Consider the following 23,115-nt stretch of genomic DNA (forward strand, 5'->3'; position numbering starts at 1 on the left):
GGACAAGCATCGGGACAACCCCCGCCAGGCCGCGCCCGTGCTGGATTTCAGCGCGGTGCCTTGTTTTTGGGCAGCCCGGCGGCTCCGGGCTGCGCGGCGAGCCGGGAGCGATCGCGGCGGTGTTGCGGCGCTATAGTCCGCGGCGTTTTCATCAGCCCCAAGCCCTGCTCCGTGTCCGCCCTCGCCACCTCCCTCATGTGCCTGGTCGTCGGCATCAGCGACGGCGACACGCTCACCGTGCGCTGCGGCGCCGCGCCCGGCGGCTACCAGGTGCAGCGGGTGCGCATCGTCTCCATCGACGCGCCCGAAAGCCGGCAGGCCTTCGGCCAGCGCGCCCGCCAGAACCTCGCGCAACTGTGCTTTCGCCAGCAGGCCGCGCTGCGCGCCGAGGGGCACGACGCCTACGGCCGCCTGCTGGCCCACGTGCGCTGCGGCGGCCGTGACGTGGCGGCCGCGCAGGTCGGCGCCGGGCTGGCCTGGGTCTACACGCCGCACGCGGCGCGCTACCCGGAGCTGGCGGCGCTGCAGCGCCAGGCCCGCGCCAGCCATGCGGGCCTCTGGTCGCAGAAGCGCCCGCAGGCACCCTGGGACTACCGCCAGCGGCATCCGCATCGCTGACGGATGACGACCGGCGGCGATCCGGCGGCCGCGTGCCGGGGCCCGGGCCACCGCACGCGCCGCGGAGGAAACCGCTAGCATCACCCGCTTTCCCTGGCCCGGCCCCACGCCTGCGCGGCAGCCCAGTCCCTGGCCAATCCCTGTCGCCGCCCCCGCGCCGCCCCGCGTCCCTGCATGTCCACCCATCGCCCGCCGTCCCCCGCCCCTTCACCGGTCCCCTCACCTGCGCCCAGCGTGTACCGCCACCCGGGCTTCATGGCCTTTCTGCTGGCGCGACTCGCCGCCGTCTTCGCCACGCAGGTGCAGGCCGTGGTGGTGGCCTGGCAGGTGTATGACCTCACCCGCGAACCGCTGGCGCTGGCCTATGTCGGGCTGGCGCAGTTCCTGCCCATGCTGTGCCTGTTGCTGCCGGCGGGCGACCTGATCGACCGCTTCAGCCGCAAGCGCATCCTGACCCTCAGCTGGTCGGTGGGCGCCGTGTGCAGCGGCCTGCTGTGGTGGCTGTCGGGGCACGGCTCGGCGGGGGTGATGGGCGTCTACGCGGTGCTGGTGCTGTTCGGCTGTTCCCGGGCCTTTTCGGGGCCGGCGCTGCAGAGCCTGCTGCCGCAGATCGTGCCGCGCGAGCAGCTCGCCCAGGCCATCGCCGCCAACAGCATGCTGATGCGCTCGGCCAGCATCGGCGGGCCGTTCCTGGGCGGCCTGCTGTACGCGGCGGGCGGCGGCGCGCTGACCTACCTCGTCTGCCTGGCGAGCTTCGCGGCCGGCACCGCGCTGCTGCTGCGCGTGCCGGTGGCGCATGCCGCGCCGCTCGGGCCCACGCAGGGCAGCATGGTGGAGCGCTTCGGCGCGGGCATCCGCTTCATCCGCTCGCGCCCGATCATCCTGGGCACCATCTCGCTCGACCTGTTCGCCGTGCTGCTGGGCGGCGTGGTGGCGCTGCTGCCGATCTACGCGCACGAGGTGCTGCACGTGGGCCCGCAGGGCCTGGGCGCGCTGCGCAGCGCGATGGCCATCGGCGAAGTGGCCATGGGCTTCTATCTCAGCACCCGGCCGTTCAACCGCAACGTGGGCCGCACCATGTTCATCGCGGTGGCGGTGTTCGGCGTGGCGAACCTGGTGTTCTCGTTCTCCACCGTCTTCTGGCTATCGTTCGCGGCGCTGATGGTGGCGGGCGCGGCCGACATGGTGAGCGTGTACATCCGGGGCGCGCTGGTGCAGTTCTCCACGCCGGATGCGATGCGAGGGCGCGTCAACGCGGTGAACATGCTGTTCATCGGCTCGTCCAACGAACTGGGCGAGTTCCGGGCCGGCACCAGCGCCGCCTGGCTGGGCGTGGTGCCGGCCGCCGTGCTGGGCGGTCTGTGCACCCTGGGGGTGGTGGGCACCTGGGCGCTGGTCTTCACGCCGCTGCGCAAGGTGGACCGCTTCGAGGACGCAACCCCGGCTGCGCAGTCGCCCGGCCGCTGAACGCCCCTGCCCGCCCCACAGGCCGATACATCTGTGTCGGCCGGGTAAAAGACGGCGCGGCCCCTTGCGGGCAGCATGGCGGCGGCGCACCATGCGCGCCATCAGCCACTCCGAGCCTTCCGCCATGCTGCCGTGCAAGCCTGCTGCGTCGCCCTCCGCGCCACCCGATGCGGCCTCCCGTGCCACGGATGCGGGCAGCCCGGCGCGGGGCGTGCGGCGGCGGGACTGGCTGGCCGCCGTGGCGGTGGCGGGCTGGGCGGTGCCGGCACTGAACGGCTGGGCGGCGGCGGCCGCGCCGCTGGCCGACGCGGCGAACCCGGCAGCGCCAGGACCGGGCGACGCCGCCTACGGCCTGCGCCTGCTCGACCGGCTGACCTGGGGCGCGAACAGCGCCGCGCTGGAGGCCTGGCAACGGGCGGGCAGCGCCGCCGCCGTCGCTGCCCTGCTGCGGCCCGGCGCACCGGCCGCATTGCCGCAGGCCGCACAGGCGCAGATCGACGCGATGGCCATCACCCGCACGCCGATGGACCAGCTCGCCATCGACATGCAGGCGCGCCAGCAGGCCATCCGCAGCGAAGCGACCGAAGACGCCCGCAAGGCCGCGCAGGAAAGCTATCAGCGCGACATGCGCGCCCTGCAGCGCGAGGCCGAGCGGCGCTTCGTGCTGCGCGCCGTGTACTCGCCCGCGCAACTGCAGGAGAAGATGACCTGGTTCTGGATGAACCATTTCAGCGTCTTCGCCGGCAAGGCCGACATCCGGGCGATGGTGGGCGACTATGAAGACCGTGCCATCCGCCCGCATGCGCTCGGCCGCTTCCGCGACCTGCTGGGCGCCACCGTGCGCCACCCGGCCATGCTGCGCTATCTGGACAACGCCCAGAACGCGGCTGGCCGCATCAACGAGAACTACGCCCGCGAACTGATGGAGCTGCACACGCTGGGCGTGGACGGCGGCTACACGCAGCGCGACGTGCAGGAGCTGGCGCGGGTGCTGACGGGCCACGGTGTCTCGCTGCGGCCGCTGGAGGAGCCGCCACCCCGGCTCAAGCCCGAGTGGACGCGCCACTACGTGCGCAGCGGCCTCTATGAATTCAACCCGCAGCGCCACGACTGGGACGCCAAGGAACTGCTGGGCCGGCCGATCCAGGCACGCGGCGCGGCCGAGCTGGACGAGGCGCTGGACCGCCTGGCCCGTGCCTCCGCGACGGCCCGCTTCATCTGCCACAAGCTGGCCGTGTACCTGGTGGGCGACGCGCCGCCGACGGCCCTGGTGCAGGCCCTGGCCGACCGGTTTCTTCATAGCGACAGCGACATCGCTGCCGTGCTGGAAACGCTGATCGGCAGCGACGCGTTCAACGCCTCGCTCGGCACGCGGCTGCGCGACCCGGTGCAGTACGTGATGGCCGGCCTGCGCCTGGGCTACGGCGAGCGGGTGCTGGCCAATCCGGACCCGGCGCTCTCGTGGCTGCAGCGGCTGGCCGAGCCGCTCTATGGCCGCGCCACGCCGGACGGCTATCCGCTGGATGCGGCGGCCTGGACCAGCTCAGGCCAGCTGGCCGTGCGCTTCGAGATCGCCCGCGCGCTGGGCGGCGCGGGTACCGGCGCGCTCTACCGCGCAGAGGGCGCGCCGGCGCCCAGGGTGGCGCCGCCCGACATCGCGCGCAGCGGCGCGTTCCGCGTGCTGGAGCCCCTGCTGGCCCCCGCCACCCGCGTGGCGCTGGCACGCGCCGCATCGCCGGCCGAATGGAACACCTTCCTGCTGTCGTCCCCCGAATTCATGTACGCCTGAAGCGCCGCGAAAGGTCCGTCATGCCCCGCTCTGCCTCTTCCTCCCTGCCATCGCCCCACCGCAGGCAGTGCCTGCAGGCCCTGGCCGCGCTGGCCGCGCCCGGTGTGCTGCAGGCCAGCCTGGCCGCAGCGCCCGAAGGCGCCACCGACACGCGCTTTCTGCTGGTCTTCCTGCGCGGCGGGTACGACTGCGCCAGCCTGCTGGTGCCCACGGCCAGCGACTACTACTACGAAACCCGGCCGAACATCGCCATCGCACGGCCCGGCAGCGCGGGCGGCGCGCTGCCGCTCACCGCCGACTGGGGCCTGCACCCGGCGCTGGCGGGGTCGCTGCAGCCGCTCTACGCCAGAAAGCAGATCGCCTTCGTGCCCTTCTCGGGCACCGAGGACCTGACGCGCAGCCACTTCGACACGCAGGACAGCATCGAGCTGGGCCAGCCGATGGGCACGCGGCGCGACTACCGCTCGGGCTTTCTCAATCGCCTGGCGCTGGAGCTGGGCGCCCAGACGCGCTGGCACGACCACCTGGCACCCATGGCCTTCACCGACACGCTGCCGCTGGTGCTGCGCGGCGGCTACGACGTGCCCAACACGGCGCTGGCCGCGGCGGGCGCGGCCAGGCCGGGCATCGACGACCGGCAGGCGGGCCTGATCGCCTCCATGTACCAGGGCACGCCGCTGGCCGGGCCGGTGGCCGAGGGCTTCCAGACCCGCGATGAGGTGGCGCGCACCATGCAGGGCGAGATGGACGCGGCCAGCCGCAACGCGCTCAGCACGCGGGGCTTCGAAGGCACGGCGCGGCGCATGGCGCGGCTCATGCAGTCGCGCTGCAACCTCGGCTTCGTCGATGTGGGCGGCTGGGACACGCACGTGGGCCAGGGGAACGCGACGGGCGCGCTGGCCAACCGCTTCGAGGAGCTGGGCCGGGGCCTGGCCGCCTTCGCCGACGAGATGGGCCCGGCCTGGGGCCGCACCACCGTGGTGGTGGTGAGCGAGTTCGGCCGCACCTTCCGCGAGAACGGCAACCGCGGCACGGACCACGGCCACGGCAGCGTGATGTGGGTGCTGGGCGGCGGCATCGCCGGCGGGCGCGTCGCGGGCGAGCAGCAGGCGCTGACGGCCACGACGCTGTTCCAGAACCGCGACTACCCGGTGCTGAACGATTATCGCGGCGTGCTGGGCGGCCTCTTTGCCCGCACCTACGGGCTGCGGCCCGCCGCGCTGGCGCGGGTGTTTCCTCAGGCGAAACCCCTGGATCTCGGGCTGGCGTGACGAACGCCGTCAGGCGGTGAACTGGCCGCTCAGCAGCTCCGGCAGGCGGTCCGCCCCCATGCGAAAGCCGCAGGCCTGCGCATGCCCGCCGCCGCCCATGGCGACGGCCAGCAGCGAACAGTCGTAGCCGCGCTGGGAGCGCAGGCCGACCTTGACCTTGCCGTCCTTGCCCACCGTCCACATCAGCGCGAAGGTGCCGCTCTGCGCGGAGAGCAGTTCGCCGACGAGGCTGTGGAAGGCACCCGGCGCGTTCACCATCAGGCCGCTCTCGCCGTTGAACACCAGCGGCTGCGCGCCGCCCGCCACGTCCTGCGCCAGGTGGCGGAATTTCTCGTCCATGGCCTGGCCGCGCGCGATGAAGGCGGCGGTGTCGGCGGGCGTGAATGCGGCGATCTGCTGCCAGCGGGCGAAGTCGAACGGCTCCATGTCGAGCGCGGCGACGAAACCGGCGGTCTCGGGGAACTTCCAGGCCCAGAGGTCGCGGTCTTCGATGAAGCGCACCAGATCGGGCAGCGGCGCTTCGGGGTGAAAAAAGTCCCACGCCAGCCGGGCGCCGGACTTGCTCATGTCGAAATGCACCACGCCGCATCGGCAGGCGAAGCCGGTCAGCTGTTCGGCCGCGCTCTTGTGGTGGTCGAGCAGCACCAGCTTGGCCGCGCGCTCGTCGATGGCGGCCAGCAGGTCGGGCGCGAAGGCGAAGTCGAGGATGTAGACGGCCCGGCCCTCCAGCGCCGGCAGATCCTGTACCGAACCGGCCTGGCCGTGCGACAGGCCGACGCATTCCACCTGGCCGGCGTAGTAGGTCCATGCCGCCAGGGCGGCGCCGAAGCCATCGGCGCAGCGGCCGTGATAGAGCACCAGCGGCTGGGGATCGTGCCTGTCGGGCGCCACCAGCAGTTGGCGGGGCAGGAGGGTGGGAGCGTTCGTTGTGATCGTGGTCATCCCCGCGATTGTCGGGCAGCCGGGTCGACCGTCGCTCGCAGGGCATGCGGCGCGTTCCTACAGACACCGTACTGCCGCCGCTCAAAGGATCGGCCATCGTCTCGTTTCATTTCTCCACCCTGTGTCGATGTCAACGCCCGTAATGCCCGAAGGAGCGGCCCCGCCCGCGCGGCGCTGGAGCCGCCGCGGCGCGGGGCTCGCCGCCCTGGGCCTGGCCATGCTGTCCGCCGCCGCCCCGGCCTGGTCGCAAAAGCCGCTGGCACGCGCCCTCACGCCCCTGGAGTCGCGGTTTCTCGATGCCGCCGCACGCAACGGCCTGGCCGAGATCGCGGCGGCCCAGCTGGCGCTGGGCAAGGCGCGCACCACCGCCGTGCGCGCCTTCGCGCAGCAGATGGCCGATGACCATGCGGTGGTCCACCGCGAGCTGGCGAGCCTGGCCACCGCCCGCAGCCATGCCCTGCCCCGCACGCCCGACGCGGCCCAGCAGGCCCGCATCGAACAGCTGGCCCCGCTGGAGCCGCATGCGTTCGAGCGCCGATATGTGGAGACGATGGGCGTGCAGGCGCACCATGCCAGCGTGGCGCTGTTCGAGGAGGTGGAACGCGGCACGCAGGACCGGGACATCCAGGAGTTCGCCGCGCGCACGCTGCTGGACCTGCGCCGGCATCTGGAGCTGTCGCGCACGCTTTACGAGACCCTCGCCCGCCAGGACGGGCGCTGACGCCGCCGAGCGCCCGCGCCGTGGCATGGACCGCATGGCGTGAGTCGTCGAATTCGCCGGAGATGCACCATGTCACTGGAACTATTGCGCGAACTGGCCCGGTGCGAGGCCTTCCCCGTCGCGGTGACCGATCAGATCTCCGTCGATCGCCTGCGGCTGCTGAAGGCCGCCGGCATGGTCGAGGCCCAGCTGCCCGACGAGCTGGGCGAGCCCGCCTGGGTGCACGCGGTGACCGGCTGGGGCCGCGCCACGCTCAGGGCCGATGGCGCGCGGCTGGTGCTGGAGCTGCGGCAGGAGCGCCAGATCGACGTGCGCCGCGATTCCGCCGAGGGATAGTGCCCCGCGACCGGGCTCAAGAGCTGGCGATCACCAGCTGGCCGGCGGCATCAGTGGGCCGCGGCGCCTGCGCCCACTTGCGCAGGCCGTCCTGGCCGGACGCGGAGCGCAGCAGCAAGGCACCCGCCAGCACGGCACGGCCGACCGCCTGCCCGCGTGAAGGCGCAGTCAGCGCGGTGGCGAGCAGGCCGAACGCTGCCAGCGCGACGACGCAGTGCTCGAAAGGCGCGCTGGGGCGCTCGTCGTCATAGGCGATGACGTCGTTCAACGCTTTCCGGATGGAATCAACCATGGTGTGGGTCCTGTGGGAGGGTGGAAAGCCTTGAAGCTACGAACCCCGCTGTACCAGCCGGGACGTCCATGAAGCCCTGGCGGCGTAGGAAAAGCCTGCGCCGGCACCGGTGCCCGGCGGGCTGGAACCAATGGCGTGCACACGGCGTCTGAGCGTCATGCTCAAGGCACTCCACGATTTTCTCGACACCCTGGGATTCCCGAACGCGGAAACGCAAGAAGCCGAACGACAGCGCTCGGTGCAACTGGCCACCGCCGTGCTGCTGGTGGAGGTGATGCATGCCGAGCCCCAGGCCGACTCCGCGCAGCGGCAGGCCGTGGCCCGGGCCCTGCAGGAACGCTTTCCGCTGCAGGGCGGCCCGCTCGATGCGTTGATGCAACAGGCGGACGCCACGGCGCGCACGGCCTACGACTATCAGCACTTCACCTCGGTGCTGAACGAACACTGGACGCAACCCGAGAAGATTCGGCTGGTCGAGGCGCTCTGGCAGGTGGCCTATGCCGACGGACATGCGGGAGCGGAGGAACAGCACGCCATCAACAAGATCGCCGGCTTGCTCTACGTGACGCACGGGGAATACATCGCCGGCAAGATGTACGCGCAGGAAGCGGCGGCGCAGGCACGGTGAGCCCGCCCACGTGCCGCGTGCCACTGCTTCTGGGCGGAGCAGCATCCGACAGGAAATGCAAAAAAACGTTTCCAGAATACAATTTGGTACAAATCGTCTTTGCCTCGCCCACGCATCCCATTCCTATGTCATCGCCGTACTCCCTTTCGAAAGGCCCGCCGCAGGCAGGCTTTTCCGAGGGCGATGTCTGGAGTGCCGACCTGCTGGACGTGATGCCGGTGCCGGTGGCCCTGTTGCGGGACGAAGACCTGGTCCGTTGCAACGCGGCCTGCAAGGCATGGCTGGGGTACGCGCCCGCCGAGGCGATGGAGCCCCCTCCAAAACTGGTGGCAAGCCCAGGAGCCTTCGACGGCAGGGTCACGCTGACCGGACGCCACGGCCGGCCGCTGCCCTGCCACGTCAGCGTGCGCCCGCTGCCGGGCGCGGCCGGCGCCACCGGCCTGATGCTCTGGACGGCTGCGCCGGGCGCCCTGGCCCTGCCCGTGCCGGACGCTGCGCTGCGGCAGAACGACGTGCTGGAGCAGCTGGTGCTGGAGCGCACCGAGGAGCTGCGCACCACGGTAAGCAACCTGCACCGCGAGATCCATGACCGCAAGCTCGACCAGGAGCGCATCTACTGGCTGGCGCATTACGATGCGCTCACCGGCCTGCCCAACCGCAGCCTGCTGGCCGAGCGCAGCCAGCAGGCGATCCGGCTGGCGCAGGACAACGGCACGCCCCTGGCCGTGATGTTCCTGGACCTGGACCACTTCAAGCATGTCAACGATTCGCTCGGGCATCGCGTGGGCGACGACTTGCTGGTGGAGATCGGCAAGCGGCTGCGGGCCATCGTGCGCGACCGCGACACCGTGGCCCGGCTGGGCGGCGACGAGTTCGTGCTGCTGCTGCCGGGCGCGAATGCCGCTGGCGCGGCCCGGGTGGCGGGCAAGCTGCAGGAGGCTTCGCGCCATCCTTACCAGATCGGCCACCACGAGCTGACCATGGCGCCGTCGATGGGTATCGCCCTCTTCCCGCAGGACGGCGAGGATTTCGAAACGCTGACCCAGTCGGCCGACACCGCCATGTACCGCGCCAAGTCGGATGGCCGCAACACCTTCCGCTTCTTCACGCCGGAGATGCATGCCCAGTCCGCGCGGGCCTTGCGGCTGGAAAACGCCTTGCGCCGCGCGCTGGAGCGCGGCCAGCTGCACCTGCACTACCAGCCGCAGGTCACGCTCGGCACCGGCGCGATCCGCAGCGTGGAGGCGCTGCTGCGCTGGGACCATCCGGAGCTGGGCTCGGTCTCGCCGGCCGAATTCATCCCCATCGCCGAGGACACGGGCCAGATCTTGCAGATCGGCGAGTGGGTGCTGCGCACCGCCCTGGCCCAGTTGCACGCCTGGCATGCGATGGGCCTGCAGAGCCTGAAGGTGGCCGTCAACCTGTCGGCCGTGCAGTTCCGCCAGCCGCAGCTGCCCGAACTGGTGAGCCGCATCCTGGAGGAAGCGGTGCTGCCCGCGCACGTGCTGGAGCTGGAGCTGACGGAAGGCGTCGCCGTGGACGACCCGCGTTCGGCCATCGCCACGATGGACCAGTTGCGCGAGCGGGGCGTGCACATGTCGATGGACGATTTCGGCACGGGCTATTCGTCGCTCAGCCACCTCAAGCGCTTCCAGATCTACAAGCTGAAGATCGACCAGTCGTTCGTGCGCGACCTGGGCCACGACCCCAACGACCGCGCCATCGTCAGCGCCATCATCCGCATGGCGCAGGCGCTGGGCATGCGCACCACGGCCGAGGGCGTGGAAACCGCCGAGCAGCTGGCCTTCCTTCGGCAGCAGGGCTGCGACGAAGCCCAGGGCTACTTTTTGAGCCGGCCCATGCCGGCCGACCAGGTCACGCCGCTGCTGCAGCGCAGCCGCGATGCGTTGCCGCAGCCCGCGACGCATGACATGGCAGCGCTGGCGGACTGAAACGAGGGCCCGGCCCGCACGGCGCAGGCCCGCCCGGCGGCTCGTCAGCCGGCCCGGGCCGCGTCGACCAGGCGTTGGGCGCAGCGGTTGGCCTGTTCGGCGTCACGCGCTTCCACCATCACCCGCAGGAGCGGCTCGGTGCCGCTGGCCCGGATGAGCACCCGGCCCGCGTCGCCCAGCTCGGCCTCGGTGGCCGCTATGGCATCGGACAGCACCCGGTTGGCCTTCCAGTCCTGGCCGGGGGCCAGCCGCACGTTGAGCAGCACCTGGGGAAAGAGCGTCACTTCCGCCAGCAGCTGCGCCAGCGTGCGGCCGCTGCGCACGCAAGCCTGCAGCACCTGCAGGGCGCTGACCAAGCCGTCGCCGGTGGTGTGGCGGTCGAGCGCCAGCAGGTGCCCCGAGCCTTCGCCGCCCAGCAGCCATTGGTGCCGGGCGAGTTCTTCGAGCACGTAGCGGTCGCCCACCTTGGCACGCACGAACTGCACGCCACGCTGGCGCAGCGCCACCTCGACCGCCATGTTGGTCATCAGGGTGCCGACCACCCCCGGCACGGCCTCGCCCCGGCGCAGCCGGTCGGCCGCCATCAGATAGAGCAGTTCGTCGCCGTTGTAGAGGCGCCCGGCGGCGTCGACGATCTGCAGGCGGTCGGCGTCGCCGTCCAGCGCGATGCCGTAGTCGGCGTGGTTGGCGCGCACGGCGCGCACGAGCGCATCCGGATGGGTCGCCCCCACTTCGTGGTTGATGTTCAGGCCGTCGGGCGAGCAGCCGATGGCCAGCACCTCGGCACCCAGCTCGTGGAACACCTTGGGCGCGATGTGGTAGGCCGCGCCGTGGGCGGCATCGACCACGATCTTGAGACCGCGCAGCGTGAGGTCGTGCGCGAAGGTGCTCTTGCAGAATTCGATGTAGCGGCCCGCCGCGTCCTCCAGCCGGCGCGCCTTGCCCAGCGATGCGGAGTCGGCCCAGACCGGCTCGGCCTCCAGGGCCTGCTCCACCGACTGCTCCCAGGCGTCGGACAGCTTGGCGCCCTGGGCGTTGAAGAACTTGATGCCGTTGTCGGGGTACGGGTTGTGGCTGGCGCTGATGACCAAGCCCAGGCTGGCGCGCTGCGCACGGGTCAGGTAGGCGACGCCGGGCGTCGGCAACGGCCCGAGCAGCACCACGTCCACGCCGGCTGAATTGAAGCCGGACTCGAGCGCGCTCTCCAGCATGTAGCCGGAAATGCGGGTGTCCTTGCCGATGAGCACGGTCGGGCGCTTGTCGGTCTCGCGCAGCACCCGACCGACGGCGTGCGCCAGCCGCAACACGAAGTCGGGCGTGATGGGGGGCTGGCCCACGGTGCCGCGAATGCCATCGGTGCCGAAGTAGGTTCTTTTCATCTTGTCTTCCTCTCTGTGTGATGCTGCCGGGCCGCCTGGCCGGTCAGTCCGGTCTCCTCATGCATGCCGGCGCCTGCTGGCCGCCGTGCCTGCGGCGCGGTCACGCGGGGCCGGCAGCAGGTGCCTGGTCCGCAGCCGCCGCTGGGGGCGCCTCGCGCTGCATGGCCTGCCAGACCTGCAGAGCGGCCGCCGTGTCGCGCACGTCGTGCACACGCACGATGCGGGCGCCCCGGTCCACGGCCAGCACGGCGGCGGCGACGCTCGCGCCCAGCCGCTGATCGACCGGCAGGCCGGTGACGGCGCCCAGCGACGACTTGCGCGACCAGCCCGCCAGCCACGGGTAGTCCAGCGACTTGAGCTGCGCCTGGCGCGCCAGCAGCGCGAAGTTCTGCGCGACGGTCTTGCCGAATCCGATGCCGGCATCCAGCACGATACGGGTCTTTTCGACCCCCAGCGCTTGCAGATCCTGGGCCGACCGCTCTAAAAAAGAGAGCACTTCTGCGACCGCATCACCCTGCATGGGCAGCTGCTGCATGGTCTGGGGATCGCGGTGCATGTGCATCAGGCAGACGCCGCAGCGGGGATGGCCGGCGACCGTCTGCGCGGCCCCCGGCTGCCTCAGCGCCCAGATGTCGTTGATGATGTCGGCCCCCGCGTCGAGCACGGCACGCATGACCTCGGGCTTGTAGGTGTCCACCGAGATGGGTGCGCCGAGGCGGACGGCCTCGCGCACGACGGGTACCACGCGAGCGAGCTCTTCCTCGAGCGGCACGGCCGGGCTGCCTGGCCGCGTGGACTCGCCGCCCACGTCCAGGATGTCGGCGCCTTCGGCCAGCAGCTGCTCGCAGTGGGCGAGCGCCGCCGCCGTGCCCGCATGGCGGCCGCCATCGGAGAACGAGTCGGGCGTGACGTTGACGATGCCCATGACGAGCGGGCGCGACAGGTCGAGCAGGAACCGGCTGGTGCGCCAGTGGGGCCAATCGGCATGCCGGGCGACGACGCTCATCGCGGCCTCCCCGGCAGGGCTGGGTGGGGGTTCATGGAACACAGCGGGGGCACAAGGGGCTTGGGACGACGAGGGGCTTCCAACGAGAACGGGGCCCCAAGGCCCCGTTGCTCTGCGTCACACCCAGCGCTTCATGCGGCAGTGGGCGCCGGATCGGTGTTCACGGCCGGCGTGCCGCCGCCGGGATGGTCCCCCCCCGACGAGGGCGTGCGCGGCGTCCAGTCCTTCGGAGGACGGGGAGGACGGCCGGCCATGATGTCGTCGAGCTGCTCGGCATCGATGGTTTCCCATTCGAGCATGGCGTTGGCCATGGCGTGCATCTTGTCCTGGTTCTCTTCAATCAGCCGGCGCGCCAGCGCGTACTGCTCGTCGATGATGCGCCGCACCTCGCTGTCCACCTTGTGCATGGTCTGCTCGCTCATGTTGGTGGTCTTGGTCACCGAGCGGCCGAGGAAGACTTCGCCTTCGTTCTCGGCATAAACCATCGGGCCCAGGGCCTCGGTCATGCCGTAGCGGGTGACCATGTCGCGGGCGATGGACGTGGCGCGCTCGAAGTCGTTGCTGGCGCCGGTGGTCATCTGGTTCATGAACACTTCTTCGGCGATGCGGCCACCGAACAGCATGCTGATCTGGTTGAGCATGTATTCGCGGTCGTAGCTGTAGCGGTCCTTCTCGGGCAGGCTCATCGTCACGCCCAGGGCGCGGCCACGGGGAATGATGGTGACCTTGTGCACCGGGTCGCACTTGGGCAGCAGCTTGCCGATGAGAGCGTGGCCGGCCTCGTGGTAGGCCGTGTTGCGGCGCTCTTCCTCGGGCATGACCATGCTCTTGCGCTCCGGGCCCATGATGATCTTGTCCTTGGCTTTCTCGAAGTCCTGCATCTCCACGGTGCGGGCGCTGCGGCGGGCGGCCATGAGCGCTGCCTCGTTGCACAGGTTGGCCAGGTCGGCGCCCGACATGCCGGGCGTGCCGCGGGCGATGACGCTCGGATTCACGTCCTGCGCCACGGGGATCTTGCGCATGTGCACGTTCAGGATCTGCTCGCGGCCACGGATGTCGGGCAGCGTCACGTACACCTGGCGGTCGAAACGGCCGGGACGCAGCAAGGCGGCATCCAGGATGTCGGGGCGGTTGGTGGCAGCCACCACGATCACGCCCAGGTTGGTTTCGAAACCGTCCATCTCGACCAGCATCTGGTTCAGGGTCTGCTCGCGCTCGTCGTTGCCGCCACCCAGGCCGGCGCCGCGCTGGCGGCCCACCGCATCGATTTCGTCGATGAAGATGATGCAGGGCGCATTCTTCTTGGCGTTCTCGAACATGTCGCGCACGCGGGACGCGCCCACGCCGACGAACATTTCGACGAAATCGGAGCCGGAGATGCTGAAGAAGGGCACCTTGGCCTCGCCGGCGATGGACTTGGCCAACAGCGTCTTGCCGGTGCCGGGAGGGCCGACCAGCAGCAGGCCGCGGGGGATGCGGCCACCCAGCTTCTGGAACTTCTGCGGATCCTTCAGGAAGTCGACGACTTCCTTCACTTCTTCCTTGGCCTCGTCGCAGCCGGCTACGTCGGCAAAGGTGATGGTGTTGCTGTTCTCGTCGAGCAGGCGCGCCTTGCTCTTGCCGAAGCTGAAGGCGCCACCCTTGCCGCCGCCCTGCATCTGCCGCATGAAGTACACCCACACGCCGATCAGGAGCAGCATCGGGCCCCAGCTGACCAGCAGCGTCATCAGCAGCGAGCCTTCTTCGCGGGGCTTGACGTCGAACTTGACGTTGTTGTTGATCAGGTCGCCGACCAGGCCGCGGTCGAGGTAGGTCGCGGTCGTGCGGATCTTGCGATCATCGTTGGTGACGGCGACGATCTCGGTGCCGCCCTGCCCTTCCTGAATGGTCGCGCTCTTGATACGGTTGCTGCGCACCTCGTCCAGGAATTCCGAGTAGCCCACGGCGCCAGCACCGCCACCGGCACGGGTGTCAAACTGTTTGAACACCGTAAAAAGCACCATGGCGATGACGAGCCAGACGGCGACTTTTGAAAACCACTGATTGTTCAAGCGGAACTCCAGATAGGGAAGGGTTGAACAGCCATGAGCCTGTCATGAAACCGTTCTATCTCATTTAAGGCGCATTTTAGGCGTTTCAAGCTGCGGCCCAGGGTGGCTTACCCCAGCAGAGGTCATGGTCAACGCCTGGCAGGCCCCCACCCTGTGACCGCGGCGTCACTTCAGGCCGATGCCGACCAGGAAGGTTTCGGCCGATCGGTCACGCGACGCCTTGGGCTTGAAGGGCTTCACGGTCCGGAAGTTGTCCTTGAAGAGCTTGACCAGTTCGTCGTACCCGGCCCCGTGGAACAGCTTGGCTACGAGCGCGCCCTCGGGCTTCAGATGGGCCTTGGCGAAATCCACCGCCAGTTCGATCAACAGGGAGATGCGGGCGGCGTCGGCCGATGCAATGCCGGAGAGGTTGGGCGCCATGTCCGAGATCACCACATCGACCGCGCGTCCCTGCACGGCCTCCTGCAGCTTGGCCAGGATCTCGTCTTCCCGGAAGTCACCCTGCAGGAAGGTCACGCCCTCGATCGGCTCCATGGGCAGCATGTCGAGCGCGATGATGGTGCCGTTGAGCGTGCCGGAGGCCGCTCCGCCCGGCGACAGCCGCCTGCGCACGTACTGGCTCCAGGCACCGGGGGCCGATCCCAGGTCGACCACGACGTGGCCGGGGCGGATGAGGCCGAGCTGCTCGTCGATCTCCTTGAGCTTGTACGCCGCACGCGCCCGGTAGCCGTCCCGCTGCGCCTGCTTGACGTACGGATCGTTCATGTGGTCGTGCAGCCAGGCCTTGTTGACCTTCTTGGGTTTGTTGTCGGCTTTCATCTGTTTTTCGCTGTGCATTCACCTGCCGCGGAGCCGGTTGCCGGCACCAGCCCGGCGCATTGAGATAATACGGCCCATGCCCCTCATTCAATTGACTCCCGCCGAGCGCCGGGAACACCGCGCCGAAGCCCACCATCTGGACCCCGTCGTCCTGATCGGCGGTGACGGTCTGACCGCCGCCGTGCAAAAAGAGGTGAATGCCGCACTCAACGCGCACGGCCTCATCAAGGTCCGCGTGTTCAACGACGACCGCGTGGCGCGCGAGCAGATCTACCAGCAGCTCGCCAACGACCTGAACGCCGCACCGATCCAGCACATCGGCAAGCTGCTGGTGCTGTGGCGCCCGATCCCGCCCAAGGAAAAGACCCTGGACGAGGACCGCATGCCCGGCCCGCGCGACGTGAAGGTGCTGAAGTTCAGCAAGCGCGGCGGCCAGCGCCCTGAAGTCAAGCAGTTGCGGGTGCTGGGCAACCAGCGGCTCACCTCGGGCGGCCAGATCAAGCGCGCCAAGCCCAAGCAGAAGTCGGTCAAGAAACGGCAGGCGGATTGATGCCTGGCGCCGCGGCGCCGGAGCGCCACGTCATTTGCATGAAATGGGGTACGAAGTACGGCCCCGAGTACGTCAACCGGCTCTACGCCATGGTGCGCCGCCACCTGAGCGGCGACTTCCGCTTCGTCTGCCTGACGGACGACTCCAACGGCATTCGCAGCGAAGTGCAGTGCCTGCCCATTCCGCCGCTCGACCTGCCGGCGGGCATTCCGGAGCGCGGCTGGACCAAGCTCGCCACCTTCAGCGCCGACCTGCACGGCTTGCGCGGCACCGCGCTGTTTCTGGATGTGGACGTGGTCGTCACTGGCGGCCTGGACGAATTTTTCACCCAGCCGGGCGAGTTCGTGATCATCCACGACTACAAGCGCCCCTGGCGGGTCACCGGCAACTCGTCGGTCTACCGCTTCGAGATCGGCGCGCACCCGGACGTGCTGGACTACTTTCGCGGGCATTTCGACGAGATCCGGAGCCGGTTCCGCAACGAGCAGGCCTACCTCTCCGATTTTCTGCACCGCCAGGGCAAGCTGTCTTACTGGCCCGATGCCTGGTGCCCCAGCTTCAAGTACCACAGCATCCCGGCCTGGCCCTCCAACTACTGGAAGGCGCCTGTCGTGCCCGCAGGCGCGCGCATCGTGATCTTCCATGGGGAATGCAACCCGCCCGACGCGCTGGCGGGGCGCCGCAACCGGCGGTTCCGGCACATCCAGCCGGCCACCTGGGTGGCCGAGCACTGGCGCGAGTAAGAGCCAGGGAAGAATGCAGGGCGGCGGACGCTGCGCGCTCCGTCAGCCCTCGCACCGCCCTCCCATCGACCGGGCCACGGCCCAGGGCGCGGCGGCGGATCAGTCAGCCGCCACGGCGGCCGGTTCAGGCCCTGATGCCAGCGGCCGGGCGATGCGCCACAGCACCAGCAGCGCACACAGCCACTGGAGCGCATACAGCACCGTGCCCACCGAATGCCAGAGCTTGAGGTTCTGGCGGGCGACGATGCGCGGCGCCACGCCGTATTGCGACACCAGCGCCAGCAGCAGGCCGCCGATGATGAAAACCATAGCAGCACGCGCCCACGCTTCCTCGACTTCCGCATACTTTCGCTTCGAAAGCACCAGCAGCAGTGCGCCACATGCTATCGAAATGAAAGTCTGGGCTTCAAACAGCCGGGCCGCCATGCCACCGGCCAGGGCTGGCGTGGGCAGGTGCGTGAACAGCAGCGGCACCACCACGAAGCCGATCGCCGACAGGCTGCCCCACCACAGCGCGGCGGCCAGAAGGGGCAGACGTTCCCGCATGGCGCGCTCCTCTTGCGATGGATGCGGCTTCAGCGGTAGCTGACCGCCACCACGTCGTAACGGCGCAGGCCGCCGGGCGCCTGCACCTCGGCCGTGTCGCCCTCTTCCTTGCCGATCAGCGCGCGGGCGATGGGGCTGGACACGTTGATCAGGCCCAGCTTCAGATCGGCCTCGTCCTCGCCGACGATCTGGTAGGTCACGGCTTCGCCGCTTTCCTCGTCCTCCAGCTCCACCGTGGCGCCGAACACCACCTTGCCGCCGGCGTCCAGCTGGGTCGGATCGATGATCTGCGCAGCGGACAGCTTGCCTTCGACTTCCTGGATGCGGCCTTCGATGAAGCCCTGGCGGTCCTTGGCGGCTTCGTACTCGGCGTTTTCGCTGAGGTCCCCCTGGGCGCGCGCCTCGGCGATCGCGTTGATCACGGCGGGACGCTCGACGGTCTTCAGGCGGTGCAGCTCTTCCTTCAGCTTTTCTGCGCCGCGCTTGGTAATCGGAATGGTGGCCATGGGTGAATCTCTCCGTTCAACTCGTTGCCGCGCGACAAGACGCACGGCGCTGCTCGGCGCGCAAGCCACACTGCCCTGCAGTGCCGCGACGCCACCAAAAGCAAACCGCCGCGCGTTGCCGCGCGGCGGTTGTTCAGTTCGATGGGGGATTATGCCGCGTTTGACGCCGCCTTCCCCCGCTGGAAAGCCCGTGGACCCGCGGCCGCCGCATGCCGGCCGGGCCTCGCGCCTCCCCTGCTGCGGCTTACGCCGTCAACTGCGCGTGCAGCTCCTGCACCGAATACACGTCCAGGTTCTCCAGGTGCTGCACGCCCTCGACCGCCGCCTCCGCACCGAAGATGGTGGTGAAGGTGGTGACGCGCGCCAGCAGCGAGCTGGTGCGGATCGCCCGCGAATCGGCGATGGCGTTGCGCCGCTCTTCCACCGTGTTGATGACCATGACGATCTCATCGTTCTTGATCATGTCGACGATGTGCGGGCGGCCCTCGGTGACCTTGTTCACCACGCCCACCGGCACGCCGGCCTCGGCAATGGCGGCTGCCGTGCCCTTGGTCGCGACCAGCTCGAAGCCGAGCGCCACCAGCTGGCGGGCGATGTCGACGGCGCGCGGCTTGTCGGCGTTCTTCACGGTGAGGAACACCTTGCCCGACGTCGGCAGCTTGGTGCCCGCGCCGAGCTGGCTCTTCACGAAGGCTTCGCCGAAGGTCTTGCCCACACCCATCACTTCGCCGGTGGATTTCATCTCGGGGCCGAGAATCGTGTCCACGCCCGGGAACTTGACGAACGGGAACACGGCTTCCTTCACGCTGAAGTAAGGCGGCGTGACTTCCTTCGTGATGCCCTGCGACGCCAGCGTCTGGCCGGCCATGCAGCGCGCCGCCACCTTGGCCAGCTGGATGCCCGTGGCCTTGGAGACGAACGGCACCGTGCGCGAGGCGCGCGGGTTCACTTCCAGCACGTAGATCACGTCGCTGCCGTCCACTTCCTGAATGGCGAACTGCACGTTCATCAGGCCGACCACGTTCAGGCCCGCGGCCATGGCAGCGGTCTGGCGCTTGATCTCGTCGATGGTGGGCTGCGACAGGTAGTACGGCGGCAGCGAGCAGGCGGAATCGCCCGAGTGCACGCCGGCCTGTTCGATGTGCTCCATCACGCCGCCGATGAAGGTGACGCCGGAGAAATCACGCACGCAGTCCACGTCGCATTCGATGGCGTTGGAGAGGAAGCGGTCCAGCAGCACGGGCGAGTCGTTGCTCACCTTCACGGCCTCGCGCATGTAGCGCTCCAGGTCGCGCTGCTCGTGCACGATCTCCATCGCGCGGCCGCCCAGCACGTAGCTGGGGCGCACCACCAGCGGGTAGCCCAGGGCGGCGGCCTTTTCGAGGGCCTCGGCTTCGGTGCGGGCCGTGGCGTTGGGCGGCTGGCGCAGGCCCAGGTCGCCCAGCAGCTTCTGGAAGCGCTCGCGGTCTTCGGCAGCGTCGATCATGTCGGGCGTGGTGCCGATGATCGGCACGCCCTCGGCCTCCAGGCCCAGAGCCAGCTTCAGCGGCGTCTGGCCGCCGTACTGCACGATCACGCCGACCGGCTTTTCCTTGTCGACGATCTCCAGCACGTCTTCGAGCGTGACGGGCTCGAAGTAGAGGCGATCGGACGTGTCGTAGTCGGTCGAGACCGTCTCGGGGTTGCAGTTGACCATGATGGTTTCATAGCCGTCCTCGCGCATGGCGAGCGCGGCATGCACGCAGCAGTAGTCGAACTCGATGCCCTGGCCGATGCGGTTGGGCCCGCCGCCCAGCACCATGATCTTCTTGTTGTTCGAAGGCTGGGCCTCGCATTCGGCCGTGCCGCCGTAGGGTGCGGCTTCGTAGGTGGAGTACAGGTACGCCGTGTTGGTGGCGAATTCGGCCGCACAAGTGTCCACGCGCTTGTACACGGGGCGCACCTGCAGCGCGCGGCGTGCCTCGCGCACGGCCTTCTCGTTCGTCTTGAGCAGCTTAGCCAGCCGGCGGTCGGAAAAGCCCTTTTGCTTGAGCGACAGCAGCGTGGCGGCGTCGAGCGCGGCCAGCGCGCCGGCCCCCTTCTCGGACACCAGCTTGTCGATGTCGAGTTCGATCTTCACTATTTGCTCGATCTGGATGAGGAACCACTTGTCGATCTTGGTCAGCTCGAAGACTTCATCGACCGACAGGCCCATGGCGAAGGCATCGCCCACGTACCAGATGCGCTCGGGACCGGGCTCGCCCAGTTCCTTTTCGAGCAGCTCGCGGTCCTGCGTCTTCTCGTTCATGCCGTCCACGCCGACTTCCAGGCCGCGCAGGGCTTTCTGGAAAGATTCCTGGAAGGTGCGGCCCATGGCCATGACTTCGCCCACCGACTTCATCTGCGTGGTCAGGCGGCTGTCGGCCGTGGGGAATTTCTCGAACGCGAAACGCGGGATCTTGGTGACCACGTAGTCGATCGACGGCTCGAACGAGGCCGGCGTGGCACCGCCGGTGATCTCGTTCTTGAGTTCGTCGAGCGTGTAGCCCACCGCCAGCTTGGCCGCGACCTTGGCGATCGGGAAGCCCGTGGCCTTGGACGCCAGCGCGGACGAGCGCGACACGCGCGGGTTCATCTCGATGACGACCATGCGGCCGTCCTTCGGGTTGATGGAGAACTGCACGTTCGAGCCGCCAGTGTCCACACCGATCTCGCGCAGCACGGCCAGCGAGGCGTTGCGCAGCACCTGATATTCCTTGTCGGAAAGCGTCTGCGCAGGGGCCACGGTGATCGAGTCGCCGGTGTGCACGCCCATCGGGTCCAGGTTCTCGATGGAGCAGATGATGATGCAGTTGTCCGCCTTGTCGCGGACCACTTCCATCTCGTACTCCTTCCAGCCGAGCAGCGATTCTTCAATCAGCAGCTCGTTGGTGGGCGAAGCCTCCAGGCCACGCTTGCAGATGGTCTCGAACTCTTCCGGGTTGTAGGCGATGCCACCGCCCGTGCCACCCAGCGTGAAGCTGGGGCGGATCACCGTGGGGAAGCCCAGGGTCTTCTGCACGGCCCAGGCTTCGTCCATGGAATGGGCGATGCCGGAGCGGGCCGAGCCCAGCCCGATCTTGGTCATCGCGTCCTTGAACTTCAGCCGGTCTTCGGCCTTGTCGATGGCCTCGGGCGTGGCGCCGATCAGCTCGACCTGGTACTTCTCGAGCACGCCGTGGTGCCACAGGTCCAGCGCGCAGTTCAGCGCGGTCTGGCCGCCCATGGTCGGCAGGATGGCGTCGGGCCGCTCCTTGGCGATGATCTTCTCGACCGTCTGCCAGGTGATGGGCTCGATGTAGGTGACGTCGGCCGTGGCCGGGTCGGTCATGATCGTCGCAGGGTTGCTGTTGATCAGGATGACCTTGTAGCCCTCTTCGCGCAGCGCCTTGCAGGCCTGCACGCCGGAGTAGTCGAACTCGCAGGCCTGGCCGATGATGATCGGGCCGGCGCCGATGATGAGGATCGATTTGAGGTCGCTGCGCTTAGGCATTCTTGTTCTCCGTCTTGTGCTTTTCCATCAGGGCCGTGAAACGGTCGAACAGGTAGGCGATGTCGTGAGGTCCGGGCGAGGCTTCGGGGTGGCCCTGGAAGCAGAAGGCCGGCTTGTCGGTGCGCTCCAGCCCCTGCAGGGTGCCGTCGAACAGGCTGACGTGCGTGGGGCGCAGCGTGGCGGGCAGCGATTCGGTTTCCACCGCGAAGCCGTGGTTCTGGCTGGTGATGCTCACGCGGCCGTCGTCCAGATCCTTCACGGGATGGTTGGCGCCGTGGTGGCTGTTGTCCATCTTGAAGGTCCTGGCGCCGCTGGCCAGCGCCATGATCTGGTGGCCCAGGCAGATGCCGAAGGTGGGCACGCCGGCATCGATCACCTGGCGCGTCGCTTCGATGGCGTAGTCGCAGGGCGCCGGGTCGCCCGGGCCGTTGGCGAGGAAGACGCCGTCGGGGTTCATGGCCAGCACGTCGGCGGCGGGCGTCCTGGCGGGCACCACGGTCAGCTTGCAGCCCCGCTGCGCCAGCATGCGCAGGATGTTCTTCTTCACACCGAAGTCGTAGGCCACGACGTGGAACCGCGGCTGCTCCAGCCGGCCGTAACCCGAGCCCAGTTGCCACTCGGTCTGGTCCCAGGTGTAGGTGGTCTTGGTGCTCACGACCTGTGCCAGATCCAGGCCCTTCATGCTGGGGGCTGCCTTGGCGGCTGCCAGGGCTTCGTCCACGCGCGCCTGCGTGACGGCCTCGCCCGCCGCCAGGCCGAGGATGGCGCCGTTCTGCGCGCCCTTGTCACGCAACAGGCGGGTGAGCTTGCGGGTGTCGATGTTGGCGATGGCGACGGTCTTTTCGCGCACGAGGTACTGCGACAGCGTCTCGGTGCTGCGGAAATTGCTAGCCAGCAGCGGCAGATCCTTGATGATGAGGCCGGCGGCGTGGACCTTGTCGGCCTCGATGTCCTCGGCGTTGACACCATAGTTGCCCACGTGCGGATACGTCAGGGTGACGATCTGCTGGCAGTAGCTGGGGTCGGTGAGGATTTCCTGGTAGCCGGTGATGGCGGTGTTGAACACCACTTCGCCGACGGTGGTGCCGGTGGCACCGATCGAGTTGCCGATAAAGACCGTGCCGTCTGCGAGCGCCAGGATGGCGGGCGGGAAGGATCCCTGTAAAGACAAGAGCACTGGGTTCTCCGAATGGTTACGGGTCGCCCGGAGCCCGCAGGAAGGCGTTCCTGAGGACTGCTGCTTGTTGGGGAATTGCTTTGGGTGCGGCCGGGCGACGTTTTTGCGGGAAAGCCCCCGATTATATCCGCAGCGCCTCCCGGAACCGGGGCCGGACGCGGGATAACCCGCATTCGCCTGAGGCTGGAATGAGCGAACCGGACAAGCCGGCGCAAAGGGCGATTGCAACCCGCGGTCGGGGATCACCGGCTTCATCAGGTAGCATGCCCTTCACCCTCATTTTCCCCGGCGCCGATGGGCGCCTCCCCCATGGACATGCCTCTCACCTCGATCGGAATCCTGCTCGCCACGGTCGCTGGGATGGAGATTTTCGCGTGGAGCGCCCACCGCTGGATCATGCACGCCTGGGGTTGGGGATGGCATCGCTCCCACCACGAACCCACCACCGGCTGGTTCGAGAAGAACGATCTGTACGCGGTGGTGTTCGCGGGCGTGGCGATCGTGCTGATCGCCTTGGGAACGTCGGGGCACTGGCCGCTGCAGTGGGTGGGCGCGGGAATGACCCTCTATGGCGCGCTCTACTTCATCGTGCACGATGGCCTGGTGCACAAGCGGTGGCCGTGGCGGTGGGTGCCGCGCTCAGGCTACCTCAAGCGCCTCTATCAGGCCCATCGGCTGCACCACGCCGTGCACGGCCGCGACGACTGCGTGTCGTTCGGGTTCCTGTGGGCGCCCGCGCCGGAGCGGCTCAAGCAGCGGCTGCAGGAGGTGCAGCGCCGGCGCCGGCAAGGTCAACCTCACGGCGGCTGAC

The 23,115-nt window shown here is 69.0% G+C and carries 21 protein-coding genes; 11 read left to right on the top strand and 10 right to left on the bottom strand.

The genetic code is table 11. From position 1 onward, the window contains the following. Positions 1-171: 171 nt before the first annotated feature. The 4 genes from ABWV53_RS09415 (at position 172) to ABWV53_RS09430 (ending at position 5,145) form a co-directional block, all read left to right on the top strand. Positions 172-618 carry a thermonuclease family protein gene (locus ABWV53_RS09415; RefSeq protein ID WP_353365200.1) on the top strand — a complete coding sequence of 149 codons (447 nt, stop codon included), beginning with the start codon at positions 172-174 and terminating at the stop codon, positions 616-618. Positions 619-792: 174 nt separating this feature from the next. Further along, the gene (locus tag ABWV53_RS09420) at positions 793-2,085 is read left to right on the top strand and encodes an MFS transporter (RefSeq protein WP_353365202.1); all 1,293 of its coding nucleotides are present in this window, start codon (positions 793-795) and stop codon (positions 2,083-2,085) included. Positions 2,086-2,176: 91 nt separating this feature from the next. After that, complete coding sequence (locus ABWV53_RS09425; protein WP_353365204.1) at positions 2,177-3,874, top strand: DUF1800 domain-containing protein; 1,698 nt, start codon at positions 2,177-2,179, stop codon at positions 3,872-3,874. Positions 3,875-3,894: 20 nt separating this feature from the next. Further along, on the top strand, positions 3,895-5,145 hold the full coding sequence (locus ABWV53_RS09430; protein ID WP_353365206.1) for a DUF1501 domain-containing protein: 1,251 nt from the start codon (positions 3,895-3,897) through the stop codon (positions 5,143-5,145). 9 nt (positions 5,146-5,154) lie between these two features. Here the strand turns inward: ABWV53_RS09430 and ABWV53_RS09435 are convergent, their stop codons facing one another. After that, positions 5,155-6,087, bottom strand: coding sequence for a DHH family phosphoesterase (locus tag ABWV53_RS09435; RefSeq protein WP_353365208.1), 933 nt, complete (start codon positions 6,085-6,087; stop codon positions 5,155-5,157). A 127-nt stretch (positions 6,088-6,214) separates the two neighbouring features. Here ABWV53_RS09435 and ABWV53_RS09440 point away from each other — a divergent pair, with 127 nt between their 5' ends. Together ABWV53_RS09440 and ABWV53_RS09445 are read left to right on the top strand one after the other, a co-directional pair. Next, positions 6,215-6,808, top strand: coding sequence for a DUF4142 domain-containing protein (locus ABWV53_RS09440; RefSeq protein ID WP_353365210.1), 594 nt, complete (start codon positions 6,215-6,217; stop codon positions 6,806-6,808). A 69-nt stretch (positions 6,809-6,877) separates the two neighbouring features. Continuing rightward, complete coding sequence (locus ABWV53_RS09445) at positions 6,878-7,144, top strand: hypothetical protein (RefSeq protein ID WP_353365212.1); 267 nt, start codon at positions 6,878-6,880, stop codon at positions 7,142-7,144. Between the two features lie 16 nt (positions 7,145-7,160). Here the strand turns inward: ABWV53_RS09445 and ABWV53_RS09450 are convergent, their stop codons facing one another. After that, on the bottom strand, positions 7,161-7,436 hold the full coding sequence (locus tag ABWV53_RS09450) for a hypothetical protein (protein WP_353365214.1): 276 nt from the start codon (positions 7,434-7,436) through the stop codon (positions 7,161-7,163). 157 nt (positions 7,437-7,593) lie between these two features. Between ABWV53_RS09450 and ABWV53_RS09455 the strand changes: the two genes are divergently transcribed. Both ABWV53_RS09455 and ABWV53_RS09460 read left to right on the top strand, forming a co-directional pair. Then, positions 7,594-8,064, top strand: a complete 471-nt coding sequence (locus ABWV53_RS09455; RefSeq protein ID WP_353365216.1) for a tellurite resistance TerB family protein — start codon at positions 7,594-7,596, stop codon at positions 8,062-8,064. Between the two features lie 125 nt (positions 8,065-8,189). Next, positions 8,190-10,016, top strand: a complete 1,827-nt coding sequence (locus ABWV53_RS09460) for a sensor domain-containing protein (protein WP_353365218.1) — start codon at positions 8,190-8,192, stop codon at positions 10,014-10,016. A gap of 44 nt (positions 10,017-10,060) precedes the next feature. Here ABWV53_RS09460 and glmM read toward each other — a convergent pair whose 3' ends face one another. The 4 genes from glmM to ABWV53_RS09480 form a co-directional block, all read right to left on the bottom strand. Beyond that, entirely contained in the window at positions 10,061-11,395 is a 1,335-nt protein-coding gene (gene glmM, locus ABWV53_RS09465; RefSeq protein ID WP_353365220.1) for a phosphoglucosamine mutase, read from the bottom strand. A 100-nt stretch (positions 11,396-11,495) separates the two neighbouring features. Further along, positions 11,496-12,401, bottom strand: coding sequence for a dihydropteroate synthase (gene folP / locus ABWV53_RS09470; RefSeq protein ID WP_353365222.1), 906 nt, complete (start codon positions 12,399-12,401; stop codon positions 11,496-11,498). A 131-nt stretch (positions 12,402-12,532) separates the two neighbouring features. Then, entirely contained in the window at positions 12,533-14,452 is a 1,920-nt protein-coding gene (gene ftsH / locus ABWV53_RS09475; RefSeq protein ID WP_353365224.1) for an ATP-dependent zinc metalloprotease FtsH, read from the bottom strand. Between the two features lie 165 nt (positions 14,453-14,617). Further along, positions 14,618-15,271, bottom strand: a complete 654-nt coding sequence (locus ABWV53_RS09480; protein WP_353365227.1) for an RlmE family RNA methyltransferase — start codon at positions 15,269-15,271, stop codon at positions 14,618-14,620. Between the two features lie 76 nt (positions 15,272-15,347). Here ABWV53_RS09480 and ABWV53_RS09485 point away from each other — a divergent pair, with 76 nt between their 5' ends. Both ABWV53_RS09485 and ABWV53_RS09490 read left to right on the top strand, forming a co-directional pair. Next, on the top strand, positions 15,348-15,821 hold the full coding sequence (locus ABWV53_RS09485; RefSeq protein WP_353365229.1) for a YhbY family RNA-binding protein: 474 nt from the start codon (positions 15,348-15,350) through the stop codon (positions 15,819-15,821). After that, positions 15,821-16,564 (top strand): glycosyltransferase, encoded by a 744-nt coding sequence (locus ABWV53_RS09490; RefSeq protein ID WP_353365231.1) that lies wholly within the window; start codon positions 15,821-15,823, stop codon positions 16,562-16,564. The genes ABWV53_RS09485 and ABWV53_RS09490 overlap by 1 nt, the downstream gene beginning before the upstream one ends. Positions 16,565-16,663: 99 nt before the next feature. Here the strand turns inward: ABWV53_RS09490 and ABWV53_RS09495 are convergent, their stop codons facing one another. The 4 genes from ABWV53_RS09495 to carA form a co-directional block, all read right to left on the bottom strand. Further along, positions 16,664-17,110, bottom strand: coding sequence for a DUF4149 domain-containing protein (locus ABWV53_RS09495; protein ID WP_353365233.1), 447 nt, complete (start codon positions 17,108-17,110; stop codon positions 16,664-16,666). A gap of 29 nt (positions 17,111-17,139) precedes the next feature. Next, positions 17,140-17,616 (bottom strand): transcription elongation factor GreA, encoded by a 477-nt coding sequence (gene greA / locus ABWV53_RS09500; RefSeq protein WP_353365235.1) that lies wholly within the window; start codon positions 17,614-17,616, stop codon positions 17,140-17,142. Between the two features lie 244 nt (positions 17,617-17,860). After that, positions 17,861-21,127, bottom strand: coding sequence for a carbamoyl-phosphate synthase large subunit (gene carB, locus ABWV53_RS09505; RefSeq protein ID WP_353365237.1), 3,267 nt, complete (start codon positions 21,125-21,127; stop codon positions 17,861-17,863). Next, positions 21,120-22,304: a glutamine-hydrolyzing carbamoyl-phosphate synthase small subunit gene (carA, locus tag ABWV53_RS09510; RefSeq protein ID WP_353365239.1), complete on the bottom strand. Its 1,185-nt coding sequence runs from the start codon at positions 22,302-22,304 to the stop codon at positions 21,120-21,122. Before carA ends, carB begins: the two co-directional genes overlap by 8 nt. A 309-nt stretch (positions 22,305-22,613) precedes the next feature. Between carA and ABWV53_RS09515 the strand changes: the two genes are divergently transcribed. Then, positions 22,614-23,114 carry a sterol desaturase family protein gene (locus tag ABWV53_RS09515; protein ID WP_353365241.1) on the top strand — a complete coding sequence of 167 codons (501 nt, stop codon included), beginning with the start codon at positions 22,614-22,616 and terminating at the stop codon, positions 23,112-23,114. Position 23,115 lies beyond the last annotated feature (1 nt).

The organism is Acidovorax sp. FG27, assembly GCF_040365715.1.
In the GTDB taxonomy this organism is placed as follows: Bacteria; Pseudomonadota; Gammaproteobacteria; order Burkholderiales; family Burkholderiaceae_C; genus Paracidovorax.